20 protein-coding genes and 1 pseudogene are annotated in these 21628 nt (G+C 72.5%); 14 read left to right on the top strand and 7 right to left on the bottom strand.

The window, feature by feature from the left end:
* Window positions 1-44 precede the first annotated feature (44 nt).
* The 9 genes and pseudogenes from aroA (at window position 45) to def (ending at window position 8982) form a co-directional block, all read left to right on the top strand.
* On the top strand, window positions 45-1394 hold the full coding sequence (gene aroA / locus ABZ836_RS11625) for a 3-phosphoshikimate 1-carboxyvinyltransferase (RefSeq protein WP_361141435.1): 1350 nt from the start codon (window positions 45-47) through the stop codon (window positions 1392-1394).
* A gap of 9 nt (window positions 1395-1403) precedes the next feature.
* A complete protein-coding gene (rsgA, locus tag ABZ836_RS11620) occupies window positions 1404-2414 on the top strand; it encodes a ribosome small subunit-dependent GTPase A (RefSeq protein ID WP_356130445.1) in 1011 nt (336 codons plus the stop codon).
* A 79-nt stretch (window positions 2415-2493) separates the two neighbouring features.
* A complete protein-coding gene (locus ABZ836_RS11615) occupies window positions 2494-2817 on the top strand; it encodes a multidrug efflux SMR transporter (protein ID WP_356130447.1) in 324 nt (107 codons plus the stop codon).
* Between the two features lie 242 nt (window positions 2818-3059).
* Window positions 3060-3737 carry a sigma-70 family RNA polymerase sigma factor gene (locus tag ABZ836_RS11610; RefSeq protein ID WP_356130449.1) on the top strand — a complete coding sequence of 226 codons (678 nt, stop codon included), beginning with the start codon at window positions 3060-3062 and terminating at the stop codon, window positions 3735-3737.
* Window positions 3734-4069, top strand: a complete 336-nt coding sequence (gene rsrA / locus ABZ836_RS11605; RefSeq protein WP_356130450.1) for a mycothiol system anti-sigma-R factor — start codon at window positions 3734-3736, stop codon at window positions 4067-4069. Before ABZ836_RS11610 ends, rsrA begins: the two co-directional genes overlap by 4 nt.
* Window positions 4070-4214: 145 nt before the next feature.
* A pseudogene (locus ABZ836_RS11600) lies at window positions 4215-5480 on the top strand (HD-GYP domain-containing protein); the annotation flags it as partial.
* 362 nt (window positions 5481-5842) lie between these two features.
* Entirely contained in the window at window positions 5843-7171 is a 1329-nt protein-coding gene (locus ABZ836_RS11595; protein ID WP_361141432.1) for an HD domain-containing protein, read from the top strand.
* 94 nt (window positions 7172-7265) lie between these two features.
* A complete protein-coding gene (locus ABZ836_RS11590; protein ID WP_356130453.1) occupies window positions 7266-8246 on the top strand; it encodes a hypothetical protein in 981 nt (326 codons plus the stop codon).
* An 85-nt stretch (window positions 8247-8331) separates the two neighbouring features.
* Window positions 8332-8982 carry a peptide deformylase gene (gene def / locus ABZ836_RS11585; RefSeq protein WP_356130455.1) on the top strand — a complete coding sequence of 217 codons (651 nt, stop codon included), beginning with the start codon at window positions 8332-8334 and terminating at the stop codon, window positions 8980-8982.
* A gap of 98 nt (window positions 8983-9080) precedes the next feature.
* Here def and ABZ836_RS11580 read toward each other — a convergent pair whose 3' ends face one another.
* The 4 genes from ABZ836_RS11580 to ABZ836_RS11565 form a co-directional block, all read right to left on the bottom strand.
* A complete protein-coding gene (locus ABZ836_RS11580) occupies window positions 9081-9815 on the bottom strand; it encodes a D-Ala-D-Ala carboxypeptidase family metallohydrolase (RefSeq protein ID WP_356130457.1) in 735 nt (244 codons plus the stop codon).
* Between the two features lie 338 nt (window positions 9816-10153).
* Entirely contained in the window at window positions 10154-11779 is a 1626-nt protein-coding gene (gene mctP / locus ABZ836_RS11575; protein ID WP_361141429.1) for a monocarboxylate uptake permease MctP, read from the bottom strand.
* Entirely contained in the window at window positions 11776-12060 is a 285-nt protein-coding gene (locus ABZ836_RS11570) for a DUF3311 domain-containing protein (protein WP_356130461.1), read from the bottom strand. The genes mctP and ABZ836_RS11570 overlap by 4 nt, the downstream gene beginning before the upstream one ends.
* A 123-nt stretch (window positions 12061-12183) precedes the next feature.
* On the bottom strand, window positions 12184-12948 hold the full coding sequence (locus tag ABZ836_RS11565; protein ID WP_356130463.1) for a GntR family transcriptional regulator: 765 nt from the start codon (window positions 12946-12948) through the stop codon (window positions 12184-12186).
* Window positions 12949-13325: 377 nt separating this feature from the next.
* Here ABZ836_RS11565 and ABZ836_RS11560 point away from each other — a divergent pair, with 377 nt between their 5' ends.
* From ABZ836_RS11560 to ABZ836_RS11545, 4 genes are all read left to right on the top strand, one after another.
* The gene (locus tag ABZ836_RS11560; RefSeq protein WP_356130465.1) at window positions 13326-14597 is read left to right on the top strand and encodes an extracellular solute-binding protein; all 1272 of its coding nucleotides are present in this window, start codon (window positions 13326-13328) and stop codon (window positions 14595-14597) included.
* A 73-nt stretch (window positions 14598-14670) separates the two neighbouring features.
* Complete coding sequence (locus tag ABZ836_RS11555) at window positions 14671-15651, top strand: sugar ABC transporter permease (protein ID WP_356130467.1); 981 nt, start codon at window positions 14671-14673, stop codon at window positions 15649-15651.
* Window positions 15648-16478, top strand: coding sequence for a carbohydrate ABC transporter permease (locus tag ABZ836_RS11550; protein ID WP_356130469.1), 831 nt, complete (start codon window positions 15648-15650; stop codon window positions 16476-16478). The genes ABZ836_RS11555 and ABZ836_RS11550 overlap by 4 nt, the downstream gene beginning before the upstream one ends.
* Before the next feature lie 7 nt (window positions 16479-16485).
* Window positions 16486-17973: a glycoside hydrolase family 3 protein gene (locus ABZ836_RS11545; RefSeq protein ID WP_361141425.1), complete on the top strand. Its 1488-nt coding sequence runs from the start codon at window positions 16486-16488 to the stop codon at window positions 17971-17973.
* Window positions 17974-18059: 86 nt separating this feature from the next.
* On the opposite strand, the gene ABZ836_RS11540 is transcribed toward ABZ836_RS11545, so the two are convergent.
* The gene (locus tag ABZ836_RS11540) at window positions 18060-18320 is read right to left on the bottom strand and encodes a UBP-type zinc finger domain-containing protein (protein WP_356130472.1); all 261 of its coding nucleotides are present in this window, start codon (window positions 18318-18320) and stop codon (window positions 18060-18062) included.
* Between the two features lie 71 nt (window positions 18321-18391).
* Here ABZ836_RS11540 and ABZ836_RS11535 point away from each other — a divergent pair, with 71 nt between their 5' ends.
* Window positions 18392-19996, top strand: coding sequence for a Na+/H+ antiporter (locus tag ABZ836_RS11535; protein WP_356130474.1), 1605 nt, complete (start codon window positions 18392-18394; stop codon window positions 19994-19996).
* A 27-nt stretch (window positions 19997-20023) separates the two neighbouring features.
* Here the strand turns inward: ABZ836_RS11535 and ABZ836_RS11530 are convergent, their stop codons facing one another.
* Both ABZ836_RS11530 and ABZ836_RS11525 read right to left on the bottom strand, forming a co-directional pair.
* Complete coding sequence (locus ABZ836_RS11530; protein ID WP_361141422.1) at window positions 20024-20917, bottom strand: pyridoxal-phosphate dependent enzyme; 894 nt, start codon at window positions 20915-20917, stop codon at window positions 20024-20026.
* A gap of 33 nt (window positions 20918-20950) precedes the next feature.
* Window positions 20951-21541, bottom strand: coding sequence for a peptidoglycan recognition family protein (locus ABZ836_RS11525; protein WP_361141421.1), 591 nt, complete (start codon window positions 21539-21541; stop codon window positions 20951-20953).
* Window positions 21542-21628 lie beyond the last annotated feature (87 nt).

Below are 21628 nucleotides of genomic sequence, written 5' to 3'. Positions count from 1 at the left end.
TTGATCAGGAATCTCCCCCGCGGTCAGCCACTAGAGTGGGCCGTATGACCGTTCACTCCGCGCAGCAGACCGACCTCTGGCCCGCCCCCACCGCGAGCGGGCCCGTCGACGCGACGGTCCACGTGCCGGGATCGAAATCGGTCACCAACCGCGCCCTGGTGCTGGCCGCCCTGGCCTCCGAGCCGGGCTGGATCCGCCGCCCGCTGCGCTCGCGCGACACCCTGCTGATGGCGGAGGCGCTGCGCGCGCTGGGCGTCGGCATCGAGGAGACCATCTCCTCCAACTCCACGGTCACCCCCGGCGGCGAGAAGGCCGGCGAGGCCTGGCGCGTCATCCCCGCGCCGCTGGCCGGCCCGGCCACGGTCGACGTCGGCAACGCCGGCACCGTGATGCGCTTCCTGCCCCCCGTGGCGGCCCTCGCCGACGGTCCCGTCCACTTCGACGGCGACCCCCGCTCCCACGAGCGTCCGCTGCACGGCGTGATCGACGCCCTGCGCGCCCTCGGCGCCCGGATCGACGACGAGGAGCGCGGCACCCTTCCGCTGACCGTGCACGGCAGCGGCGCCCTGGACGGCGGACCGGTCGAGGTCGACGCCTCGTCGTCCTCCCAGTTCGTCTCCGCGCTGCTGCTCTCCGGCGCCCGCTTCAACCAGGGCGTCGAGGTCCGGCACACCGGCGCCACCCTGCCCTCGCTGCCGCACATCCAGATGACGGTCGACATGCTGCGCGCGGCCGGCGCGCAGGTCGACGCCCCCGGGTCCGGCGGCGAGGCGAACGTCTGGCGGGTGACGCCCGGCGCCCTGCTGGGCCGCGACCTGACCGTCGAGCCCGACCTGTCCAACGCGCAGCCGTTCCTCGCCGCCGCCCTGGTCACGGGCGGACGCGTGATCGTCCCGGACTGGCCGGAGCGCACCACCCAGCCCGGTGACCGGCTGCGGGAGATCTTCACCCGGATGGGCGGGACCTGCGAGCTCAAGGAGTACGGCCTGGAGTTCACCGGCACCGGCCGGATCCACGGCATCGACGTGGACCTCTCCGAGGTCGGCGAGCTCACCCCGGGCATCGCCGCGGTGGCCGCGCTCGCCGACTCGCCGTCCACCCTGCGCGGCGTGGCCCACCTGCGGCTGCACGAGACCGACCGGCTGGCCGCGCTCACCAAGGAGATCAACGGACTCGGCGGCGACGTCACCGAGACCTCCGACGGCCTGCACATCCGGCCGCGCCCCCTGGGCGGCGGCGTCTTCCACACCTACGACGACCACCGGATGGCCACCGCCGGTGCCGTCATCGGCCTCGCCGTCGAGGGGGTGGAGATCGAGAACGTGGCCACCACCGCCAAGACCCTGCCCGACTTCACAGAGCTGTGGACGGGAATGCTCGAGGACCGGCGGTAGGGCGGAACCATGCGTCGCTACGGCAAGCACACCGACGAGGACGACATCCGCAGCCGCCCCAACCGCAAGGGCAACCGGCCGCGGACCCACATCCGGCCCAAGCACGAGGACGCGGCCGAGGGACTGGTCCTCACCGTCGACCGCGGGCGGCTGACCTGCCTGGTCGACGGCCGCACGGTGACCGCCATGAAGGCGCGCGAGCTGGGCCGCAAGGCCGCGGTGGTCGGCGACCGGGTGGCCCTGGTCGGCGACCTCTCCGGCGCCAAGGACACCCTGGCGCGGATCGTCCGCATCGAGGACCGCACCTCCGTGCTGCGCCGCACGGCCGACGACGACGACCCGTACGAGCGGGTGGTGGTCGCCAACGCCGACCAGCTCGCCATCGTCACCGCCCTCGCGGACCCCGAGCCCCGGCCCCGGCTGATCGACCGCTGCCTGGTCGCCGCCTTCGACGGCGGCCTGACCCCGCTGCTGGTGCTCACCAAGTCGGACCTGGCCCCGCCGGACAAGCTGCTGGAGCTCTACGGCGCCCTCGACATCCCCTACGTCGTCACCAGCCGCGAGGAGCTCGAGGACGGCGGTGCCGCCGACCGGGTGCGCGAGCACCTGGCGGGCAAGGTCACCGCCTTCGTGGGCCACTCCGGCGTCGGCAAGACCACCCTGGTCAACGCGCTGGTGCCGCCCGAGCGCCGGCGGATCACCGGCCATGTGAACGCGGTGACCGGCCGCGGCCGGCACACCACCACCTCCGCCCTGGCGCTGCCGCTGGAGGACGCCGAGGGCTGGGTCGTCGACACGCCCGGCGTGCGGTCGTTCGGTCTCGCCCACATCGACCCCTCCCGGGTCATCCACGCCTTCCCCGACCTCGAGGCGGGGACCGCGGACTGCCCCCGCGCCTGCAGCCACGACGAGCCCGACTGCGCCCTCGACCAGTGGGTCGCCGACGGCCACGCCGACCCGGCGCGGCTGTACTCCCTCAGGCGGCTGCTCTCGACGCGGGAGGCGCGAGAAGGGGACTGAGCGGGGCAATCCGGGCATAATCGCGTCAACCGGTCCGGATCGTGCGGCCGCGGAGCCTGACGGATGCGGAGGACACCCCATGGCGTGGCTGCTGGTCGTGGTCGCCGGGCTGCTCGAGACTGGATTCGCGGTCTGCCTCAAGCTCTCCCACGGCCTCACCCGGCTCTACCCGACCCTGGCCTTCTGCGTCTTCGCGCTGGGCAGCTTCGGCCTGCTCACCCTGGCGCTCAAGCGGCTGGACGTGGGACCCGCCTACGCGGTGTGGACCGGCATCGGGGCGGCGGGCACGGCGATCTACGGCATGGTCTTCCTGGGCGACACGGTCTCCGTGCTGAAGATCGTCTCGATCGGCCTGGTCATCTGCGGCGTGATCGGGCTCCAGCTCACCGGTTCCGTGCACTGAGCCGGTGCCGGGGCGGCCCGGGAATGTGTCGGTGGGGCGTGAGGTTGAAGGGGGAGAACGACACGTCCTGACCAGTCGCCCCGGGAGGAATCCGCCGCATGGGATCCGTTGCGTGCCCCAGCCGCCGCGCCACCGAACTCGAGTGGTCGGTGCTCCCCTCGTCGCGCACGGGCGCCGCCCGGCGGGCGGTGGGAGGGGATCGTCGTCTATCCTCCGATTCGAGTGGCACGTCACTGGAGGAGGTGGGTCCGGTCGCCGGGACCGACGCGGAACAGCCCGCGAGCGCCGAGGGCGCCGAGGGCAGGCGGACGACCGAGACGGACGAGGAGCGCAGCGCCCGCTTCGAGCGGGACGCGCTGGAGTTCCTCGACCAGATGTACTCGGCCGCGCTGCGCATGACGCGCAACCCGGCCGACGCCGAGGACCTGGTGCAGGAGACCTACGCCAAGGCGTACGCGTCCTTCCACCAGTTCCGTGAGGGCACCAACCTCAAGGCATGGCTGTACCGCATCCTCACCAACACGTTCATCAACTCCTACCGCAAGAAGCAGCGGGAGCCCCAGCGCAGCGCCGCCGAGGACATCGAGGACTGGCAGCTGGCGCGCGCCGAGTCGCACATGTCGACGGGCCTGCGGTCCGCCGAGTCGCAGGCGCTGGACCACCTGCCGGACTCCGACGTGAAGTCGGCGCTGCAGGCGATCCCCGAGGAGTTCCGCATCGCCGTCTACCTGGCGGATGTCGAGGGGTTTGCCTACAAGGAGATCGCGGACATCATGGGGACACCCATCGGCACGGTGATGTCCCGGCTGCACCGGGGCCGCCGTCAGCTGCGCGGCATGCTGGAGGACTACGCCCGCGACCGCGGCCTGGTCCCCGCCGGCGCAGGCAAGTCGAACGAAGCGAAAGGCTCGGGCTCATGAGCTGTGGAGAGCCGCACGAGACGGACTGCACGGAGATCCTCGACCACCTCTACGAGTTCCTCGACCGTGAGATGCCGGACTCGGCCTGCGCGAAGTTCGAGGAGCACTTCGAGGAGTGCTCGCCCTGCCTGGAGAAGTACGGTCTTGAGCAGGCCGTGAAGAAGCTGGTCAAGCGCTGCTGCGGCCACGACGACGTGCCGGCCGACCTGCGCGCCAAGGTGATGGGCCGCATCGAGCTGATCCGCTCGGGCGGGACGGGCCACGGCACCGCCGGGCCGGACGTCGAGACCCGGGGCGCGTCGGTGACGCCCGCGTCATCCGGCGACGCCTGAGCTTTCACCCGTACGTGCTAATCCGCGGGTCATAGGCCCGCGGATTCACCTATCAGGCCTCCTGTACCCCATTCGGCCGTTCTACGCTCCGAGGCAGAACGGGCACGAACCGGACCGACCCGGTCCGGCCGGGGGAGGGGACGCCATGGGGTCGGTTCCGGCGGCATCGGTGCCGGTCGGCGCGCGTGTCTACGCGGGCGCCGCCGTCCTCGCCGCCGGCCTCTGCCTGTCGCCTCTCCCGCAGCTGCACGCACCGTGGTGGGCCGTCCTGCTGCTGGCGGCCGTCTACGCCGGCTGCGGTCGGGCGGGGCGCCGGGCCGGCCTGGACGCCTTCTACCCGGTCCTGCTCGCCGCCGCCTTCCTGCTCCCCCCGCCAGCCGCCGCCCTGGTGGCGGTGCCGGGAACCCTCCTCGCGCCGGTCGCCGATCCGCCGCGGCTGCTGCGCCGCGCCTGGCGGGCCGCCTCCCTGTGCCTGTCGGTCCACGCCGCCGCCTGGACGTACTGGGTGCTCGGCGGCCGGGACGCCGTGGTCGCCTCCGACCTGCCGGGCGCGCTGCTCGCCGCCGCCCTCGCCGTGCCGGTGTTCTGCCTGACCGTGGTCCTGCTGGACGGCGGGATGAAGATCCTCGCCGACCGCGCCCCGGTACGCGCCGCCTGGTGGCCGCCCCTGGTCCGCTCCCTCCCGCCGATGGCGGTGCACGGACTCGCCGGCGTGATGATGGCCCTCCTCTGGCGCTCCCCGCACGGGCCTGCCGCCGCGCTCCTCGTCCTCCTGCCGATGTACGTCACCTGGTGGGTGTTCGCCCACTCCGACCAGGAACGCGCCGCCCACCGGTCCACGGTGCGGGCCCTGGTGCGGGCCGTCGACCTCAAGGACAACTACACCCGCGGCCACAGCGAACGGGTCGGCCAGGCCTCCGTGATGATCGCCCGGGAACTCGGCATGGACGACGAGCGGGTCGAGGTCATCCGCTTCGCCGGCATCCTCCACGACGTCGGCAAGATCGGCGTCCCCACCCGGCTGCTCCGCAAGGACGGGCCGCTCACCCCTGCCGAACGCCGGGCGATCGAGCTCCATCCGGAGTACGGGCACGAGATGACCCGCGGCATCGGCTTCCTGGAGGAGGCGAGAGCGGCCATCCTCCACCACCACGAACGCCTCGACGGCAGCGGCTACCCGTACGGGCTGTCGGGGTGCCAGATCCCCGAGTGCGCGCGGGTGGTCGCCGTCGCCGACGCCTTCGACGCGATGACCTCCACCCGTTCCTACAGCCGCGCCCGGCCCGTCACCACCGCGCTCCAGGAACTCGCCCGCTGCGCCGGCACCCAGTTCGACCCCCGCATGGTCACCGCCCTCACCCGCGCCCTCGACCGGCACGGCTGGAACCCCGTCGTCACCTCGGACGGCCCGGCCCCGCCCGCCCCACCACCGGGCGGACCCCCCTCCCGGGACCGGGCCGCGGCGGGCGGAGGCGCCGAGGCCGACGCCGAAGCCGGCGCCGCGGAGAACGCCGGAGCCGACGCCGAAGCAAACGCCGGAGGAAGCACCGGGAACCGCGCCGGGGACAGCACCGGGAACCGTGCCGCCGACAGAGCCGGGGAACCCGCCGGGACCGCCCGGACGGGCGCCGCACCCACTGTCCCCGCCGTGCCCTCCGCGGCCGCCGTGCCCTCCGTGTCCACCGGGGTCCCCTCCGGGGCCGCCGGGCCCGCCGGGTCCGCGACAGGGCCCCGAGGAGCCACCGCACCGGCCCGCGGGGAAGGGGGCGCCCGGTGAGGTCCCTCCTGGCGGGCGTGGGGCGGCCCGGTGTCCTGCCGCGCCTCGCGGTGCACGCCGCCGCCCTGCTGCTCGCCCTCCTCTGCCTCGGCGACGCCCTCTGGAACGGCGTCGCCGACCGGGAGACCGCCTACGTCTTCGTCCTGTTCATCGCCCTCGGCGAACTCCTGCGGCTGCCCGACGGCCTGCCCGAGGAACGCGACCCGGCGCCCGTCGGGGCCGCCGCGACCCTGGCGTACGCGCTGCTCGCGGCCGCCACCGTCACCCAGGTGGTCGCCGTCGTCGCCGTGGCCGTGCTGGCCGGACGGATCCCGCGCATCGCCCACCCCCGGCCCGGCGGTCGCACCACCGGGGACCACCTGGCCCGCCGGGTGCTCTCCGCCGGTTTCATCGCCGTGTGCTGCCAGCCGCTGACCGCTCCGGCACCCGGCGCACCCGCGCCCGGCCCCGGACAGGTGCTGCTGGTGATCGTGGTGCTGCTGCTGGCCGTGCTCGCCGACTCGCTGCTCGGCGCCGTCCTCGGCCACTCCCGCACCGGGCGGACGTTCGGCCCGCTGCTGCGGGAGGAACTGTGGGGGACCACCCGGATGAGCTTCGTCACCGGCTCCTCCGGGACCGTGATCGCGCTGGCCGTGGACGCCGTCGGGCTGTACGCGCTGCCCGTGTTCTGCGTGCCGCTGCTCCTCGCGCAGCTCGCCTTCCGCCGCTACGCCGCCGTCCGGACCACCTACCGGCAGACCATCGCCTCCCTCGCCCGCGCCACCGAGGTGGCCGGGTACACCCCGCAGGGCCACGCCCACCGGGTGGCCGCGCTCAGCCTCGCGGTCGGCCGCGACATGGGGCTGACCGGCTCCGACCTCACCGTGCTGGAGTACGCGGCGCTGATGCACGACATCGGGCAGCTCGGCCTCGTCGACCCGGTCCCCGACGGTGCCACCGCCCGGCTCTCCGCCGCCGAGCAGCGGCGCATAGCGCTCCTGGGCGGGGCCGTCGTCCGCCAGACGGGCGTCGACCCGCGGGTGGCCGCCGTCGTGGAGTCGCAGGCCGAGCCCTGGACCCGGCAGCCGCGGGCCGCGCGCATCGTGCGGGCCGCCAACGCCTACGAGGAGATGGCCCAGCGGGCCACCGGGCCCGGCGCGCGCCTGCGCGCCCTGGAGGAGCTCCGCCTCGGCACGGCCGGGACCTACGCGCCCGACGTGGTGGAGTCGCTGGCCAGGGTGCTGCTCCGGATTCCCGCGGGCCTCCCGGCGCCCGGGGCGGGAGGCGTCCCGGAGCGTCAGGTTCCCCGGTCTGAGGCCGTGCCCGGCTGGGTAACCCATGGGTAATGAGCGACCGTCCGACCGTCCGTGGTTGGATGCGGGAGAGCGGGCCCACGGGGGCAGGGACCGGTCCGCTCCACAGAACTGGCAGGCGGGAATCGTGAGGATCTTCGGCAAGGGACGGCACCGGCCCTCCGCCTCCTGGCGGCAGGCCACGGACCGCGCGTTCACGCTGATCGGCGACGGCAGGTACGAGGACGCGGGCGCGCTGCTCACGCGCGCCGCCGACCTCGAGCCCTGGCTGTCGGAGTCCTGGTTCAACCTGGCACTGCTGCACAAGTTCCGGCACGACTGGGAGCAGGCCCGCGCCGCCGGACTGCGCGCCGTCGCCCTCCTCGACCGGGACACCGGGGCCCCCGACTGGTGGAACGTCGGCATCGCCGCGACCGCGCTGCAGGACTGGCCGCTGGCCCGCCGGGCCTGGCAGGAGTACGGGCTGCGGGTGCCGGGCGGCGCCGCCGCCTCCGGGCCGCCCACCGGGATGGACCTGGGCAGCGCGGCCGTGCGGCTCTCCCCGGAGGGGGAGGCCGAGGTGGTGTGGGGGCGCCGGCTGGACCCGGCGCGCATCGAGGTCCTCTCCATCCCGCTGCCGTCCTCCGGCCGCCGGTGGGGCGAGGTCGTCCTCCACGACGGCGTGCCGCACGGCGAGCGCACCACCGCCACCGGCCACAGCTTCCCGGTGTTCGACGAGATCGAGCTGTGGGCGCCCTCGCCGGTGCCGACCTGGGTGGTGCTGCTCGAGGCCGCCTCGGAGGACGACCGGGACGCGCTGGAGGCGCTCGCCGCCGACGCCGGATACGCCGCCGAGGACTGGTCGTCGTCGGTGCGGCTGCTGTGCCGGATGTGCTCCGAGTCGCGGATGGCGGCCGTCGAGGGCGACGGCGAGCACCTGGACCCGCACGACCACAGCGAACCCGGCCAGCCCGGCCCGCTCGGACACCGCACCGACGGACAGTTGTGGGTGCCGGAACGCGAGTGCGGGGTGGCCGCCCCGGCCACGCTGGTGCGCGGACTGCTGGACGGCTGGGTCGCCGACAGCCCCGACACCCGGGACTGGCGGGATCTGGAGGAGGTCTGCTGACCGCCCGGGGACCGCGGACGCCCGGTGCCCCGTAGGCTATGCCTCTGTCAGGGACGTGGAACACCGAGGAAGGCGTACGTCGGGCATGGCGCAGCAGGAGACCGATCAGCAGCACGCGGGCGTGCTCCCCGTGGACGACGAGGGTTACGTCATCGACACCCGGGACTGCGAGGAGCGCGAGAGCGCCTACCGCGAGCGCGGCACCTCGCGCCCCATCACGGTCGTCGGCAACCCGGTCCTGCACAAGGAGTGCCGGGACGTCACCGAGTTCGACGACGAGCTGCGCACGCTGGTCGACGACATGTTCGCCAGCCAGCGCACCGCGGAGGGCGTGGGCCTGGCCGCCAACCAGATCGGCGTCGACCTGAAGGTCTTCGTCTACGACTGCCCGGACGACGAGGGCGCGCGCCACGTCGGCGTGGTGTGCAACCCGAAGCTGGTGGAGCTGCCGGCCGAGCGCCGCATCCTCGACGACAGCAACGAGGGCTGCCTGTCCGTGCCGACCGCCTACGCGCCGCTGGCCCGCCCGGACTACGCCGAGGTCACCGGCCAGGACGAGTACGGCAACCCGATCAAGGTGCGGGGCACCGGCTACTTCGCCCGCTGCCTCCAGCACGAGACGGACCACCTGTACGGCTACCTGTACATCGACCGTCTCTCCAAGCGCGAGCGGAAGAACGCGCTGAAGCAGATGGAGGAGAACGAGCCGCGCTACCCCGTGGTGCCGAACGACTGACGCGTCGCACCGCGCGACACGCACGGAAGGCCGGGCCCCCAGGGGCCCGGCCTTCGTCGTGCGGTGCGGTTTCGGCGCCGCGCGGTCGTTCGCGAGGGTCAGATGCCGCAGCTCGGGGCGTCCCAGAACGGCGACGGGTCGTGCGCCACGTGCGTGTGGTCGTTGTGGCCCGGGTAGCCCGGGCCGAGGATCTCCGCGAAGCCGTGCGTGCGCGCCTGCTGCGCGAGGCGGCAGAAGCTCGGCGAGCCGACCAGGTCGGCGGCGTCGCCGTAGAGGTGACGGCTGCCCGAGGCGCCGCCCACCGCGCTGTTGCAGGAGTACGAGCGGAAGCCGCTGGAGATGTTGATCGGAACGTCGCCCAGCGCGCGCCGCATCGCCTCCAGCTTCCACATCGTCTTCAGGGCGTTGGCCTTGGCGGTGGCCGCCGAGACCGCGCCGCCCGACCAGTCCGAGTTGCACTTGTTCAGCTCGGCGTAGGTGAAGTGGATCGGCGTGCAGTCGGCGTCCTGCAGCGCGTAGATCTTGGCGAAGGTCGCCGGGCCGGCGACGCCGTCCGCCGCGAGGCCGTAGGCCGCCTGAAACTTGGCGACGGCCGCCTTGGTGCGGGCGCCGTACGCGCCGTCGTAGGAGAGGCGCTCGCCGGAGGTGACCCAGCCCGCCACCCGGATCTGGAGCTGGGTGACGTCGGCGCCGCTGCTGCCCTCGGAGAGCGTGCGGCTCCAGGTGTAGCACTCGTCGGCGTGGGCGGTGCCGGCGGTGGCACCCACACCGACCACTGCACCCGCCAGGATCATGACAAAACTGACAAGTGCTCGGGACATGCGTCTGATCATTCCGGCCTCCTGACCGTCGATCCGTGGGAGCGGTGCCGCGGGGTCGCCGTGGCGCCGCAGCCAGGGTGGGGCCCATGGGCTACGCGCGTCAACACCGCCTGCCGTGACGGAAGTCGAAGTTCGTGTGAAGGAACCGGACGCTCCCGGCGCTCCGGGTCAGAACGTCAACCCGTAGGCCAGGAGGGCGAGGCCGACGGCATCCGGAAGCCGCGGCAGCGCGGGACGGACGGCGAGGTCCGTCCCCCGGCAGGCCCGGGCCCGCCGTCGTCGTGGACGTGCCGGACCCCGCCCACCGCGGGGGTGGACGGGGCCGGAGGATGTGCCGGGGGTGCGGCGGGTCAGTGTGTGGCAGCGGTGACCGGCGGCAGCTCCGGGTCGACGCCGGGGTCGCCGGCGTCGGCGGTGTAGTCGGACGGGCTGGTCTCGTCGACGCCCTCCGGGGCCTTGACGGCGCGGAGGACGAAGGTGAGGACGACCGTCACCAGCACGTTGAGGACGAAGGCGGTGAGCCCGATGTACCCGATCTCGCCGATCACCGGCATCTCGGCGGAGGAGCCGCCGAAGTGCTTCTGGGTCGGGGAGGAGACCAGGTACGCCTGCCAGGTGCCGTAGACCATGCCGACCGCCCAGCCGGCGATCAGGGCCCAGCGGTGGAACCAGCGGGTGAACAGGCCGGCCACCAGCGCGGGGAAGGTCTGCAGGATCCAGATGCCGCCCAGCAGCTGGAAGTTGATCGCGACCGTCTTGTCCATGCCGAGGACGAAGACCAGCGCGCCGACCTTGACCAGCAGGGAGACGATCTTCGAGACCTTGGTCTCCTGCTCCGGCGTGGCGTCCGGCTTCAGGAAGTCCTTGTAGATGTTCCGGGTGAACAGGTTGGCCGCGGCGATGGACATGATGGCCGCCGGGACCAGCGCGCCGATGCCGATGGCGGCGAAGGCGACGCCCGCGAACCAGCCCGGGAACATGTCCTCGAAGAGCTGCGGGATGGCGAGCTGGCCGTTGGCCACCTTGATGCCGGCCGCGATGGCCATGAAGCCGAGCAGCGCCAGCAGGCCCAGCATCAGCGAGTAGAGCGGCAGGATGGTGGTGTTGCGGCGGATGACCTCACGGCTCTTGGAGGAGAGCGTCGCGGTGATCGAGTGCGGGTACATGAAGAGCGCGAGCGCGGAGCCGAGCGCCAGGGTGGCGTAGGTCCACTGGCCGGGCTCGGCCGGCACCAGCGCGCCGGTCGGCTTCTCGGTGACCGGGTTGACGGCCTCGAACTTGCCGCTCGCCGCCTCGAAGATCGCGTCGAAGCCGCCCAGCTTGATCGGGATGTAGATGATGGCCACCGCGATCACGAGGTAGATCAGGGTGTCCTTGACGAAGGCGATCAGGGCCGGGGCCCGCAGGCCGGAGGAGTACGTGTAGGCCGCCAGCACGCCGAAGGCGATCAGCAGGGGCAGGTCCTTGACGAACCAGTGGGTGTCCTCCCCGCCGCCGACGCCCATCACGTCCAGCACGGCCTGGATGCCGACCAGTTGGAGCGCGATGTACGGCATGGTGGCGAGGATGCCGGTGACCGCCACCGCGAGGGAGAGGCCCTTCGAGCCGTACCGGCCGCGGACGAAGTCCGAGGTGGTGACGTAGCCGTGGCGGTGCGAGACCGACCACAGGCGGGGCAGGAAGGTGAAGATCAGCGGGTACACCAGGATGGTGTACGGCACCGCGAAGAAGCCGGCCGCGCCGCCCGCGTAGATGGCCGCGGGGACGGCGACGAAGGTGTACGCGGTGTACAGGTCGCCGCCGAGCAGGAACCAGGTGATCCAGGTGCCGAACGACCGCCCGCCCAGGCCCCATTCGTCCAGCGAGTTCTCGTTCGCGGCCCTGCGCCACCTCGCCGCCAGGAAGCCCATCACCGTGACGGCGACGAAGAAGAGGCAGAAGACGACCAGTGCGACGACGTTCACGCCCTCGTTCACGACGACGCACCCCCGTCCCGGGCGGCGGAGCGGTCGCGCGAGGCGGCCCGGTCCCGCTGGTCACGGCGCCACAGCACGTAGGCGACCATGGTGAGCGCGGTGGAGATCAGCACCCACAGCATCTGGTACCAGTAGAAGAAGGGGACGCCCATGAGGATCGGTTCGATCCTGGCGTAGGACCCCACCCACAGCATCGCCACGAAGGGCGCGATCAGGCAGACGGCGATGACCACCCGGGTGGGGGTGATCACCCCCCTGCCGGTTCCTGATGTTTCTGACATCGAACGGCTCCATTGCCTCCGGCGGATTGGCGTCGGCAATGTAAGTGACGGGGTGCGCGGCCGGGAACCCTCGGCAGGGTTGCGAAAAGGTAATCGCGGCCGCCGGGTCGGGCCCGCCGCCGCTCAGGCCTCCGGCCGCCGCAGCCGGGCCACGAACTTGTACCGGTCGCCGCGGTAGACCGAGCGCACCCATTCGACCGGTTCGCCGTCCATGTCCAGGGAGTGCCGGGAGAGCATCAGCATCGGCAGACCGACGTCGGTGCCGAGCAGGCCGGCCTCGCGCGGGGTCGCCAGCGAGGTCTCGATGGTCTCCTCGGCCTCCGAGAGCCGGACGTCGTACACCTCGGCCAGCGCCGTGTACAGCGAGGTGTACCGGGCGAGGCTGCGGCGCAGCGCGGGGAAGCGCTTGGCGGACAGGTGGGTGGTCTCGATCGCCATGGGCTCGGAGTCGGCCATCCGCAGCCGCTCGATGCGCAGCACCCGGCCGCCGGGGGTCATGCCCAGCAGCCCGGCCAGGGTGTCGTCGGCGGTGATGTAACCGATGTCCAGGAGCTTGGAGGTGGGTTCCAGGCCCTGCGCCCGCATGTCCTCGGTGTAGGAGGTGAGCTGCAGGGACTGGGCGACCTTGGGCTTGGCGACGAAGGTGCCCTTGCCCTGGATGCGCTCCAGCCGGCCCTCGACGACCAGCTCCTGCAGCGCCTGGCGGACCGTGGTGCGGGAGGTGTCGAACTCCGCGGCCAGGGTGCGCTCCGGGGGGACCGGCGTGCCCGGCGGCAGCGTCTCGGTCATCTCCAGCAGGTGCTTCTTCAGGCGGTAGTACTTCGGCACGCGCGCGGTGCGGACGACGGCTCCGCCCTCGTTCTCCGCGCTGCTGACGTCGGTGCTCATCTTCCGCCTCTCGTCGGGGCCTTCCGTGGGGGGTGAGGTGGAGAGCGCCTACGCTCCGTGATCCCCGCGAAGATCCTGTATACCGCCGGTCGTTCACTTTGGTCTAGTCCAGCGTGCGCCCGCGGGAATTGGTCTACCTCGGCCGGCATCCTCGCGCGGATCACCCCGGGGCGTCGAATCCCGCAGGAACCCTGCATATCTCGGAAGCGTCACGGAGGTCCGCGGGGTGGTTCGCACTCCTTGACAGCCCTATTGGTCTGGGCCAAGCTCCGAGTACTGGTCTACACCATTGGTCCAGGTCCCGGCCCCACGGGCAGTACACGTCGTATGTCACCGAGGCGGGCAGGGGGGTACGTGGCATCCCTGAGGAGGGTGGCGTGAAGCGCAAGCTGGTAGCCGCGATCGGTATCGCGGGCATGATGGTCTCCATCGCGGCGTGCGGCAGCGAGGAGCCGTCGGCCAAGCCGGGCAAGGACGGTTACAAGGGTCAGACCCTGACCGTCTGGGCGATGGACGGCTCCACGCCCGAGCAGTGGACGAAGGACGTGACCGCCGAGTTCGAGAAGAAGACCGGCGCGAAGATCAAGTTCGAGACGCAGCAGTGGAACGGGATCCAGCAGAAGATCACCACCGCGCTGTCGGAGTCCAACCCGCCGGACGTCATCGAGGTCGGCAACACCCAGACCCCGGCCTACGCGGCCACCGGCGGCCTCGCCGACCTCAGCGACCTCAAGGCCGAGATCGGCGGCGAGTGGACCGAGGCGCTCAACAAGTCCTCGATCTACGAGGGCAAGCAGTACGCGGCCCCGTGGTACTTCGCCAACCGCGTCGTGATCTACAACAAGGAGATCTTCGACAAGGCCGGCGTCAAGGAGGTGCCGAAGACCCGCGAGGAGTTCTTCGCCGCCCTGGACGCCGTCGAGAAGAAGACCGACGCCGAGCCGCTCTACCTCCCCGGCCAGAACTGGTACTTCTTCGACGGCCTGACCATCGGCAAGGGCGCCGACCTGGTGAAGAAGGAGGGCGACAAGTGGGTCTCCAACCTGGCCGACCCCAAGGTCGCCGAGGCCATGGAGCTCTACAAGAAGTACCAGTCGTACTCCAAGGCCCCCAAGGACAAGGACGAGGCCACCCCGCAGCAGGGTGAGGTCTTCGGCAAGGGCAACGTCGGCGCCATCATCGCCATGGGCTGGGAAGCCGGCATCGCGATCGAGGCCAACAAGGACATCGAGTCCAAGATCGGCTACTTCACGATCCCGGGCGACACCCCGGAGAAGCCCGAGGGCGTCTTCCTCGGCGGCTCCAACCTGGCCGTCGCGGCCGGCAGCGAGAAGCAGGAGCTGGCCAAGGAGTTCCTGAAGATCGCGCTCTCCGACAAGTTCGAGGGCCAGCTCGCCAAGGAGGGCGGCGTCCTCCCGAACAAGGAGTCGCTGAACTCCAACCTGTCCGAGCACCCGGCCGGCCTCGCCGCCGCTCCCGCCGCGGCCTTCGGCGGCACCACCCCGCTGATCCCCGAGTGGGCGCCGGTGGAGAACGAGCCCAACCCGATCAAGCAGTACATGACGGCGGTGCTCAACGGGAAGAGCCCGGCCGAGGCGGCCGCCCAGGTCGAGGACGAGATCAACAAGCGTCTGTCGCAGACCAGCTGATCGCAGTGAAACCGGGGGCGGCCACGCGCCGCCCCCGGCCCGTCCTTTTCCAGGCAAGACATACGGAGTTGCCGTGACTGTGCAGACCGAGCGCGTCAAAGCGGACCCGGCTGCCGGGGCCGCCGCGCCCGCCAGGATCCCGCCCGGCCGCCCCTCCAAGGGGCGTGGGGCCGCCCTCGCCCCCTACCTGCTGCTGCTTCCCGCCCTGATCGCCACCGCGGTGCTGCTCGGCTGGCCCCTGGGCAAGAACCTGCTCATCTCGTTCCAGACCCTGGAACCCAAGCAGCTGATCCAGCACCTCACCGAGTGGACCGGCTTCAGCAACTACCAGGAGGTCCTCACCAGCGAGGAGTTCTGGAACGTCACGATGAGGTCGGTGATCTTCACCGCCGTCAACGTGGTGCTGATCATGGTCCTCGGCACCCTGGTCGGCCTGCTGCTGGCCCGGCTCGGCCCCAGGCTGCGGGTGCTGCTGCTGTTCGGCCTGGTGCTCGCCTGGGCGATGCCCGTGGTCGCCGGCGCCACCGTGTTCCAGTGGCTGTTCGCCCAGCGGTTCGGCGTCGTGAACTGGGTCCTGGCCTCGCTCGGCTGGGAGTCGATGGCCGACCACAACTGGTACGAGACGCAGTTCTCCACCTTCTTCGTGATCATCCTGCTGATCGTCTGGATGTCGATCCCGTTCGTCGCGATCAACCTCTACGCGGCCACCACGACCATCCCGAAGGAGCTGTACGAGGCTGCCGCCCTGGACGGTGCCGGCGCCTGGCGGAGCTTCACCTCCGTCACCCTGCCCTACCTGCGGCCGTTCCTCTGGGCGACGACCTTCCTCGAGGTCATCTGGGTCTTCAAGGCGCTCACCCAGGTCTTCGCCATCAACCGCGGCGGCCCGGACCGGCTCACCGAGATCCTCCCGCTCTACGCCTTCGTCGAGGGCTACGGCAACCAGCACTTCGGCACCGGCGCGGCGATCTCCTTCCTGACCATCCTGGTCCTGCTGGTGATCACCGGCTACTACCTGCGTACCGTGCTCAAGCAAGGGGAGGACGAGCTGTGAACCGCTCGCTGTTCGCCCGTACATGGCCGGGCGCCATCGCCGTGGTGCTCTTCGTCGTCTTCGTCTTCCCCGTGTACTGGATGTTCGCCACGGCGTTCAAGCAGCGGGGCGACATCATCACCGACACCCCGGTGTTCGTGCCGCTCCAGGGCACGCTGGAGAACTTCCGCACCGCGCTGGAGGCAGAGAACTTCTGGACCCTGGTGCGCAACTCGGTCACCGTGACCGTGCTGGCCGTGCTGTTCGCCCTGGTGATCGGCCTGGCGGCGTCCTTCGCCCTGGCCCGGATGCGCTTCAAGGGGCGCCGCGGGTTCGTGCTCGCCTTCATGGTCGCGCAGATGGCCCCCTGGGAGGTCATGGTCATCGCGATCTACCTGATCGTGCGCGACACCGACATGCTCAACAGCCTGGTCCCGCTGACCCTCTTCTACATGGTCATGGTGCTGCCCTTCACCATCCTGACGCTGCGCGGATACGTCTCCGCGGTGCCGCAGGAACTGGAGGAGTCGGCCATGGTGGACGGCTGCAGCCGGCCGCAGGCCTTCCTCAAGGTGATCTTCCCGCTGCTGGCGCCCGGCCTGATGGCCACCTCGCTGTTCGGCTTCATCACCGCCTGGAACGAACTGCCGATGGTGCTGATCCTGAACAAGGACGCCGCCATGCAGACCCTGCCGCTCTGGCTCACCAGCTTCCAGACGGTCTTCGGCGACGACTGGGGCGCCACGATGGCCGCCTCCTCGCTGTTCGCCCTGCCCATCCTGATCCTGTTCGTCTTCCTGCAGCGCAGGGCCGTCGCCGGGCTCACCTCCGGCGCGGTGAAGGGGTGACCCGCCGATGACCACACTGGCACCACGCATGGACACCCTCACCCGGGACGCGCTGACCGTCCTGCAACCCGGCTTCACCGGGACCACCGCCCCCGACTGGCTGCTCCGGCGGCTCGGCGAGGGCCTCGCCTCGGTCGGCCTGTTCGGCCGCAACATCGCCTCGCCCGAGCAGCTCGCCGCGCTGACGGCCCAGCTGCGCGCCGAACGCGAGGACGTCATCGTCGCCATCGACGAGGAGGGCGGCGACGTCACCCGCCTGGAGGTCCGCACCGGCTCCTCCTTCCCCGGCAACCACGCGCTGGGCGCGGTGGACGACGTCGACCTCACCCGGCGGGTCGCCGCCGAGCTGGGCAGGCGGCTCGCCGAGTGCGGGGTCAACCTCAACTGGGCGCCCTCCGCGGACATCAACTCCAACCCGGGCAACCCGGTGATCGGGGTCCGCTCCTTCGGCGCGGAGCCCGGCCTGGTCGCCCGGCACACCGCCGCCTACGTGGAGGGACTGCAGTCCGCGGGCGTCGCCGCCTGCACCAAGCACTTCCCCGGCCACGGCGACACCGCGGTCGACTCGCACCACGCGCTGCCGCGCATCGACGCCGGACGCCAGGTGCTCGCGGAACGCGAACTCGCGCCCTTCCGCGCGGCCATCGAGGCCGGGTCGCGCGCGGTGATGAGCGCGCACATCCTCGTCCCGGCGCTCGACCCGGAGTTCCCGGCCACCCTGTCGCAGCGGATCCTCGGGGGACTGCTGCGCCAGGAGCTCGGCTACGACGGGCTGATCGTCACCGACGGCATGGAGATGCGCGCCATCGCCGGGACGTACGGCATCGAGCGCGGCAGCGTGCTCGCCGTCGCCGCGGGCGCCGACGCCATCTGCGTCGGCGGCGGACTCGCCGACGACGAGACCGTGCGGCGGCTGCGGGACGCGCTGGTCGGCGCCGTCCGTTCGGGCGAACTCGCCGAGGACCGGCTGGCCGACGCGGCACGCAGGGTGCGGGAACTGGCGGCCTGGACGTCCCCGTCGCCCGCCTCCGGCGCCCCCTCCCCGGCGCCGGAGGTGGGGCTCGACGCCGCCCGGAGGGCACTGCGGCTGACGGTCTCCGACCAGGGCTCCACCCCGCTCGCCGGTCGGCCCTACGTGGCCTCGTTCACCCCGGTCGCCAACATCGCGGTGGGCGACGAGACACCCTGGGGCGTCGCGGCGGAACTGCGGCGGCTGCTGCCGGGAACCACCGCCGGCACCTTCGGCGGCGACGACGCGGGCGAGGCCGCGCTGGCCGCGGCGGGGGAGCGGCGGATCGTCGCCGTGGTCCGCGACGAGCACCGGCATCCGTGGATGGGGCGCGCGCTGGACGTCCTGCTCGCGGCCCGGCCGGACACGGTGGTCGTCGAGATGGGACTGCCGCAGGCCGCTCCCCGCGGGGCGGTGCACGTCGCCACCCACGGCGCGGCCCGGGTCTGCGGCCTGGCCGCCGCCGAGGCGCTCCTCGCCCCCTGACCGACCCGCCCCGACGGGCCCCCGCCCCGCCCCCGCGCCGACGGAGGGCGGGGCGGGGGCCCGTCGTGCCGCCGGCTCCGGGCGGTTCAGGCGAGGACGTGGTCGACGAAGCACCAGCGCCAGGCCTCGCCCGGCTCGAAGGTGCGCATCACCGGATGCCCGGTCTCCTCGAAGTGGGCCGTCGCGTGCCGCAGCGGCGAGGAGTCGCAGCACCCCACGTGCCCGCACTCCAGACACAGCCGCAACTGCACCGGCTGCGTCCCGGCCGCCCGGCACTCCTCACAGGTCCCCGACGACGGGGCCGGTTCCGGTCGCGGCAGCGAGTCGACGTGCGCGCAGTGTTTCATGGGGCCCAGATTATGTCCGGTGCGGGCGGCCACGCCCGGTGCGCCGCGGGACAGAGTGAGGGTGGGACCTGATGCACGTGATGCCCCTGCTGCTGCTGATCGCGGGCAGCGCGGCCGTGGCCGGCGCGGCCCGCCGGACCCCGGTACCGGCGCCCCTGGTGCTGGTGGCGGCCGGTCTGCTGGTCTCCTACCTGCCGGGGATGCCGCAGTACGAGCTGAACCCCGAGATCGTCCTGCCGCTGCTGCTGCCCCCGCTGCTCTACACGGCGGCCGTGGACAGCTCCTACCTGGACCTGCGCGCCCAGGTGCGGCCGGTGGCCCTGCTCTCCGTCGGGTACGTGCTCTTCGCGACGCTGCTGGTCGGGCTGATCCTGCACACCTTCGTGCCCGGCCTGTCCGCCGCCGGCGCGCTGGTGCTGGCCGCCGTGATCGCCCCGCCGGACGCCGTGGCCGCCACCGCCATCGCCCGCCGGCTGGGCCTGCCCGCGCGGATCACCACCATCCTCCAGGGCGAGTCCCTGGTGAACGACGCCACCGCGATCACCGCCTACAAGGTGGCGCTGGCCGCCGCCCTCGGCGAGAGCGTCGGCTGGTTCGGCGGCGGCCTGGAGTTCCTGGTCGCCTCGGTGGGCGGCGTCGCCGTCGGCCTCGCGCTGATGGTGCCGCTGCACTGGCTGCGCACCCGCCTGACCGACCCCATGCTGCAGAACACGCTCTCCCTGGTGATCCCCTTCTTCGCCTACGCGCTGGCCGAGCAGGTGCACGCCTCCGGTGTGCTGGCCGTCGTGGTGGTCGCCCTCTACCTGGGCCACCGCGCCTGGCAGGTCGACTTCGCCACCCGCCTCCAGGAGGGCGCCGTGTGGCGGATGGTCGCGTTCGTGCTGGAGTCGGCGGTCTTCGCGCTGATCGGCCTCCAACTGCCCGTCGTGGTCGGCGAACTGGGCGACGACTACGGCGCCGGTCAGGTCGCCTGGTACGCGCTGGCCCTGTTCGTGACGGTGGTGGTCGTGCGGTTCGTCTGGGTCTTCCCGGCGACCTTCCTGCCGCGGGCGCTGTCCCGCCGGATCCGGGAACGGGAGGCGAACCCGACCTGGAAGGGCGCCTTCGTCGTCTCCTGGGCGGGCATGCGGGGCGTGGTCTCGCTGGCCATCGCCTTCTCCATCCCGGTCACCCTGCACGGCGGCGAGGACTTCCCCGGCCGGAACCTGATCCTGTTCCTGACCTTCACCACCGTGATTGGCACGCTGGTGGTGCAGGGGCTGACGCTGCCCCCGCTGATCCGGGTGTTCCGGCTGCCCGGCCGGGACGTGCAGGCGGAGACCCTGATGGAGGCCAACGCCCAGGCGCAGGCCTCGCGCGCCGCCGAGGAGCGGCTGGAGGAGCTGATGGCCGACGAGCGCAACGCCCTCCCGGAGCCGCTCGCGGAACGCCTCAGGCGGGTGCTGGAGCGCCGTCGCAACGCGGTCTGGGAGCGGCTGGGCACGCCCAACCCGCTCACCGGGGAGACCGTCGACGACACCTACCGGCGGCTCGCGCGGGAGGTCATCGCCTCCGAGCGGGACGTCTTCGTGCGGCTGCGCGACGGCCGGTACATCGACGACGAGATGCTGCGCAAGCTGCTGCTCCGGCTGGACCTGGAGGAGGCCGCCGCGTTCCGCGAGGAGGAGGCCGGCTGACCCCGGTCGCGCGCGGCCGGACAGGCCCTAGGGGAACGGGCGCCCGGTGACGACCGCCGCGAGCCTGGTCCCCGGCGGGAACGCGCCCTCACCGGCCAGCACGGTCAGGGCGTGCAGCAGCTTGGCGACGTACACCCGCTCCACGCCCAGGCCGTGACGGTCCTCGAAGTCGCGGGCGAAGGCCTCGAGTCCGGCCGGCACCCGGGCGAAGCCGCCATGGTGGAAACGTTCCTCCACCTCCCAGCGTCCCCGGGGCCCGCCGAAGGCCTCCCGCTGCAGCCGGCGGACCTCCCCGGCCAGGAAGCCGCCCTTCAGCACGGCCACCCCCAGCGCCCGCTGCCCCGGGCCCAGACCGGCGGCCATGCCGGCCAGCGTGCCGCCCGTGCCGCAGGCCACCGCGGCGACGTCCACCAGGCCGCGCAACTCCTCGCCCAGGGCCGCGCAGCCGCGGACCGCGAGGCCGTTGCTCCCGCCCTCCGGCACCACGAAGGCGTCCGGCGGCGCCCCCGCCTCCCGCAGCAGCCGGGCCGGCCCCTCGGGCCCGGCCTTGCCCCGGTACGCGGACCGGTCGACGAAGCACAGCCGCATCCCGTCCGCGGCGCACCGGGCCAGCGACGGGTTCAGCTCCCGGCCCGCCAGTTCGTCGCCCCGGACGATCCCCACCGTCTCCAGCCCCAGCAGCCGCCCGGCCGCCGCCGTCGCCCGCAGGTGGTTGGACCAGGCGCCGCCGAAGGTCACCAGCGGCCGCCCTCCGGCGGCCTCCAGGCTGGGCACCAGCTTGCGCCACTTGTTGCCGACCAGGGCCGGATGGATCAGGTCGTCCCGCTTCAGCAGCAGACGCACGCCGTGCCGGGAGAACCGCTCGTCGGCGATCTCCACCAGCGGCGACGGCACCCGCCCCGGCACCCGGACCTCACTCACCCGCCCATTGTCGCCCCCGGCCCGCGGCCGCCGTCACTTGAGGCGCTCGGCGACCCGCTCCCGCAGCTTCCGCATGGTGAAACCCCGCGGGTCGGTCTTGCCGGGCTGCCACTCCAGGTGCCCGATCACCGACCGCGCCGACCACCCGTGGTGCCGGCAGATCGCCGCCGCGGCGCGGGCGACGGCCTCGAACTGCTCGTCCGGCCACGGGTCCTCGCCGTCGCCCCGGTTCTCGCACTCGAAGCCGTAGAAGTACCGGTTGCCGTCGGCGCGGGCCTCGTTCTCCGTCGGCAGGGACCGCTCGGCGATCACCGCCCGCAGCACCTCGTCGTCGCCGAGCCCCGCGTGGTTCGCGCGCCCGAAGCCGACCAGGTGGACCCGGCCGTCCTTGGTGATCACCCCGTGGCACAGCGGCCCGGGGAGGTCGGGGCGGCCCTCCCGGCAGATCTCCACCGTCTGCCGCGACCCCTCGGTGGCCGTGTGGTGGATCATCACCCCGTGGACCGGGCCCCAGGCCCCGGCGCCGTTCCGGTTGTGCTCCTTCCAGTCGCCGACCTCCTCGACGTCCAGACCCTCGTCCTCCAGGATCTTCAGGAACGTCCTCGCCGACATGGGCTTCGCCACGACCGCCCTCCTTCGCTCACGGTGACCGCGTGTTCACGCAGGGTTCCTACCGTCGGCAGGCCGCGCGGAATCCACCGGCACGGGTGT

The organism is Streptomyces sp. NPDC047130, from assembly GCF_040643475.1.
Classification (GTDB): domain Bacteria; phylum Actinomycetota; class Actinomycetes; order Streptomycetales; family Streptomycetaceae; genus Streptomyces.
This window is presented reverse-complemented; position numbering and strand designations above follow the sequence as displayed.

Coding starts and splice junctions, on each gene's coding strand:
- ABZ836_RS11535 (WP_356130474.1), top strand. CDS start 18,392: ATGCACGTGATGCCCCTGCTGCTGCTGATCGCGGGCAGCGCGGCCGTG.
- ABZ836_RS11540 (WP_356130472.1), bottom strand. CDS start 18,320: ATGAAACACTGCGCGCACGTCGACTCGCTGCCGCGACCGGAACCGGCC.
- aroA (WP_361141435.1), top strand. CDS start 45: ATGACCGTTCACTCCGCGCAGCAGACCGACCTCTGGCCCGCCCCCACC.
- ABZ836_RS11565 (WP_356130463.1), bottom strand. CDS start 12,948: ATGAGCACCGACGTCAGCAGCGCGGAGAACGAGGGCGGAGCCGTCGTC.
- ABZ836_RS11615 (WP_356130447.1), top strand. CDS start 2,494: ATGGCGTGGCTGCTGGTCGTGGTCGCCGGGCTGCTCGAGACTGGATTC.
- def (WP_356130455.1), top strand. CDS start 8,332: ATGGCGCAGCAGGAGACCGATCAGCAGCACGCGGGCGTGCTCCCCGTG.
- rsgA (WP_356130445.1), top strand. CDS start 1,404: ATGCGTCGCTACGGCAAGCACACCGACGAGGACGACATCCGCAGCCGC.
- ABZ836_RS11580 (WP_356130457.1), bottom strand. CDS start 9,815: ATGATCAGACGCATGTCCCGAGCACTTGTCAGTTTTGTCATGATCCTG.
- rsrA (WP_356130450.1), top strand. CDS start 3,734: ATGAGCTGTGGAGAGCCGCACGAGACGGACTGCACGGAGATCCTCGAC.
- ABZ836_RS11545 (WP_361141425.1), top strand. CDS start 16,486: ATGACCACACTGGCACCACGCATGGACACCCTCACCCGGGACGCGCTG.
- ABZ836_RS11570 (WP_356130461.1), bottom strand. CDS start 12,060: ATGTCAGAAACATCAGGAACCGGCAGGGGGGTGATCACCCCCACCCGG.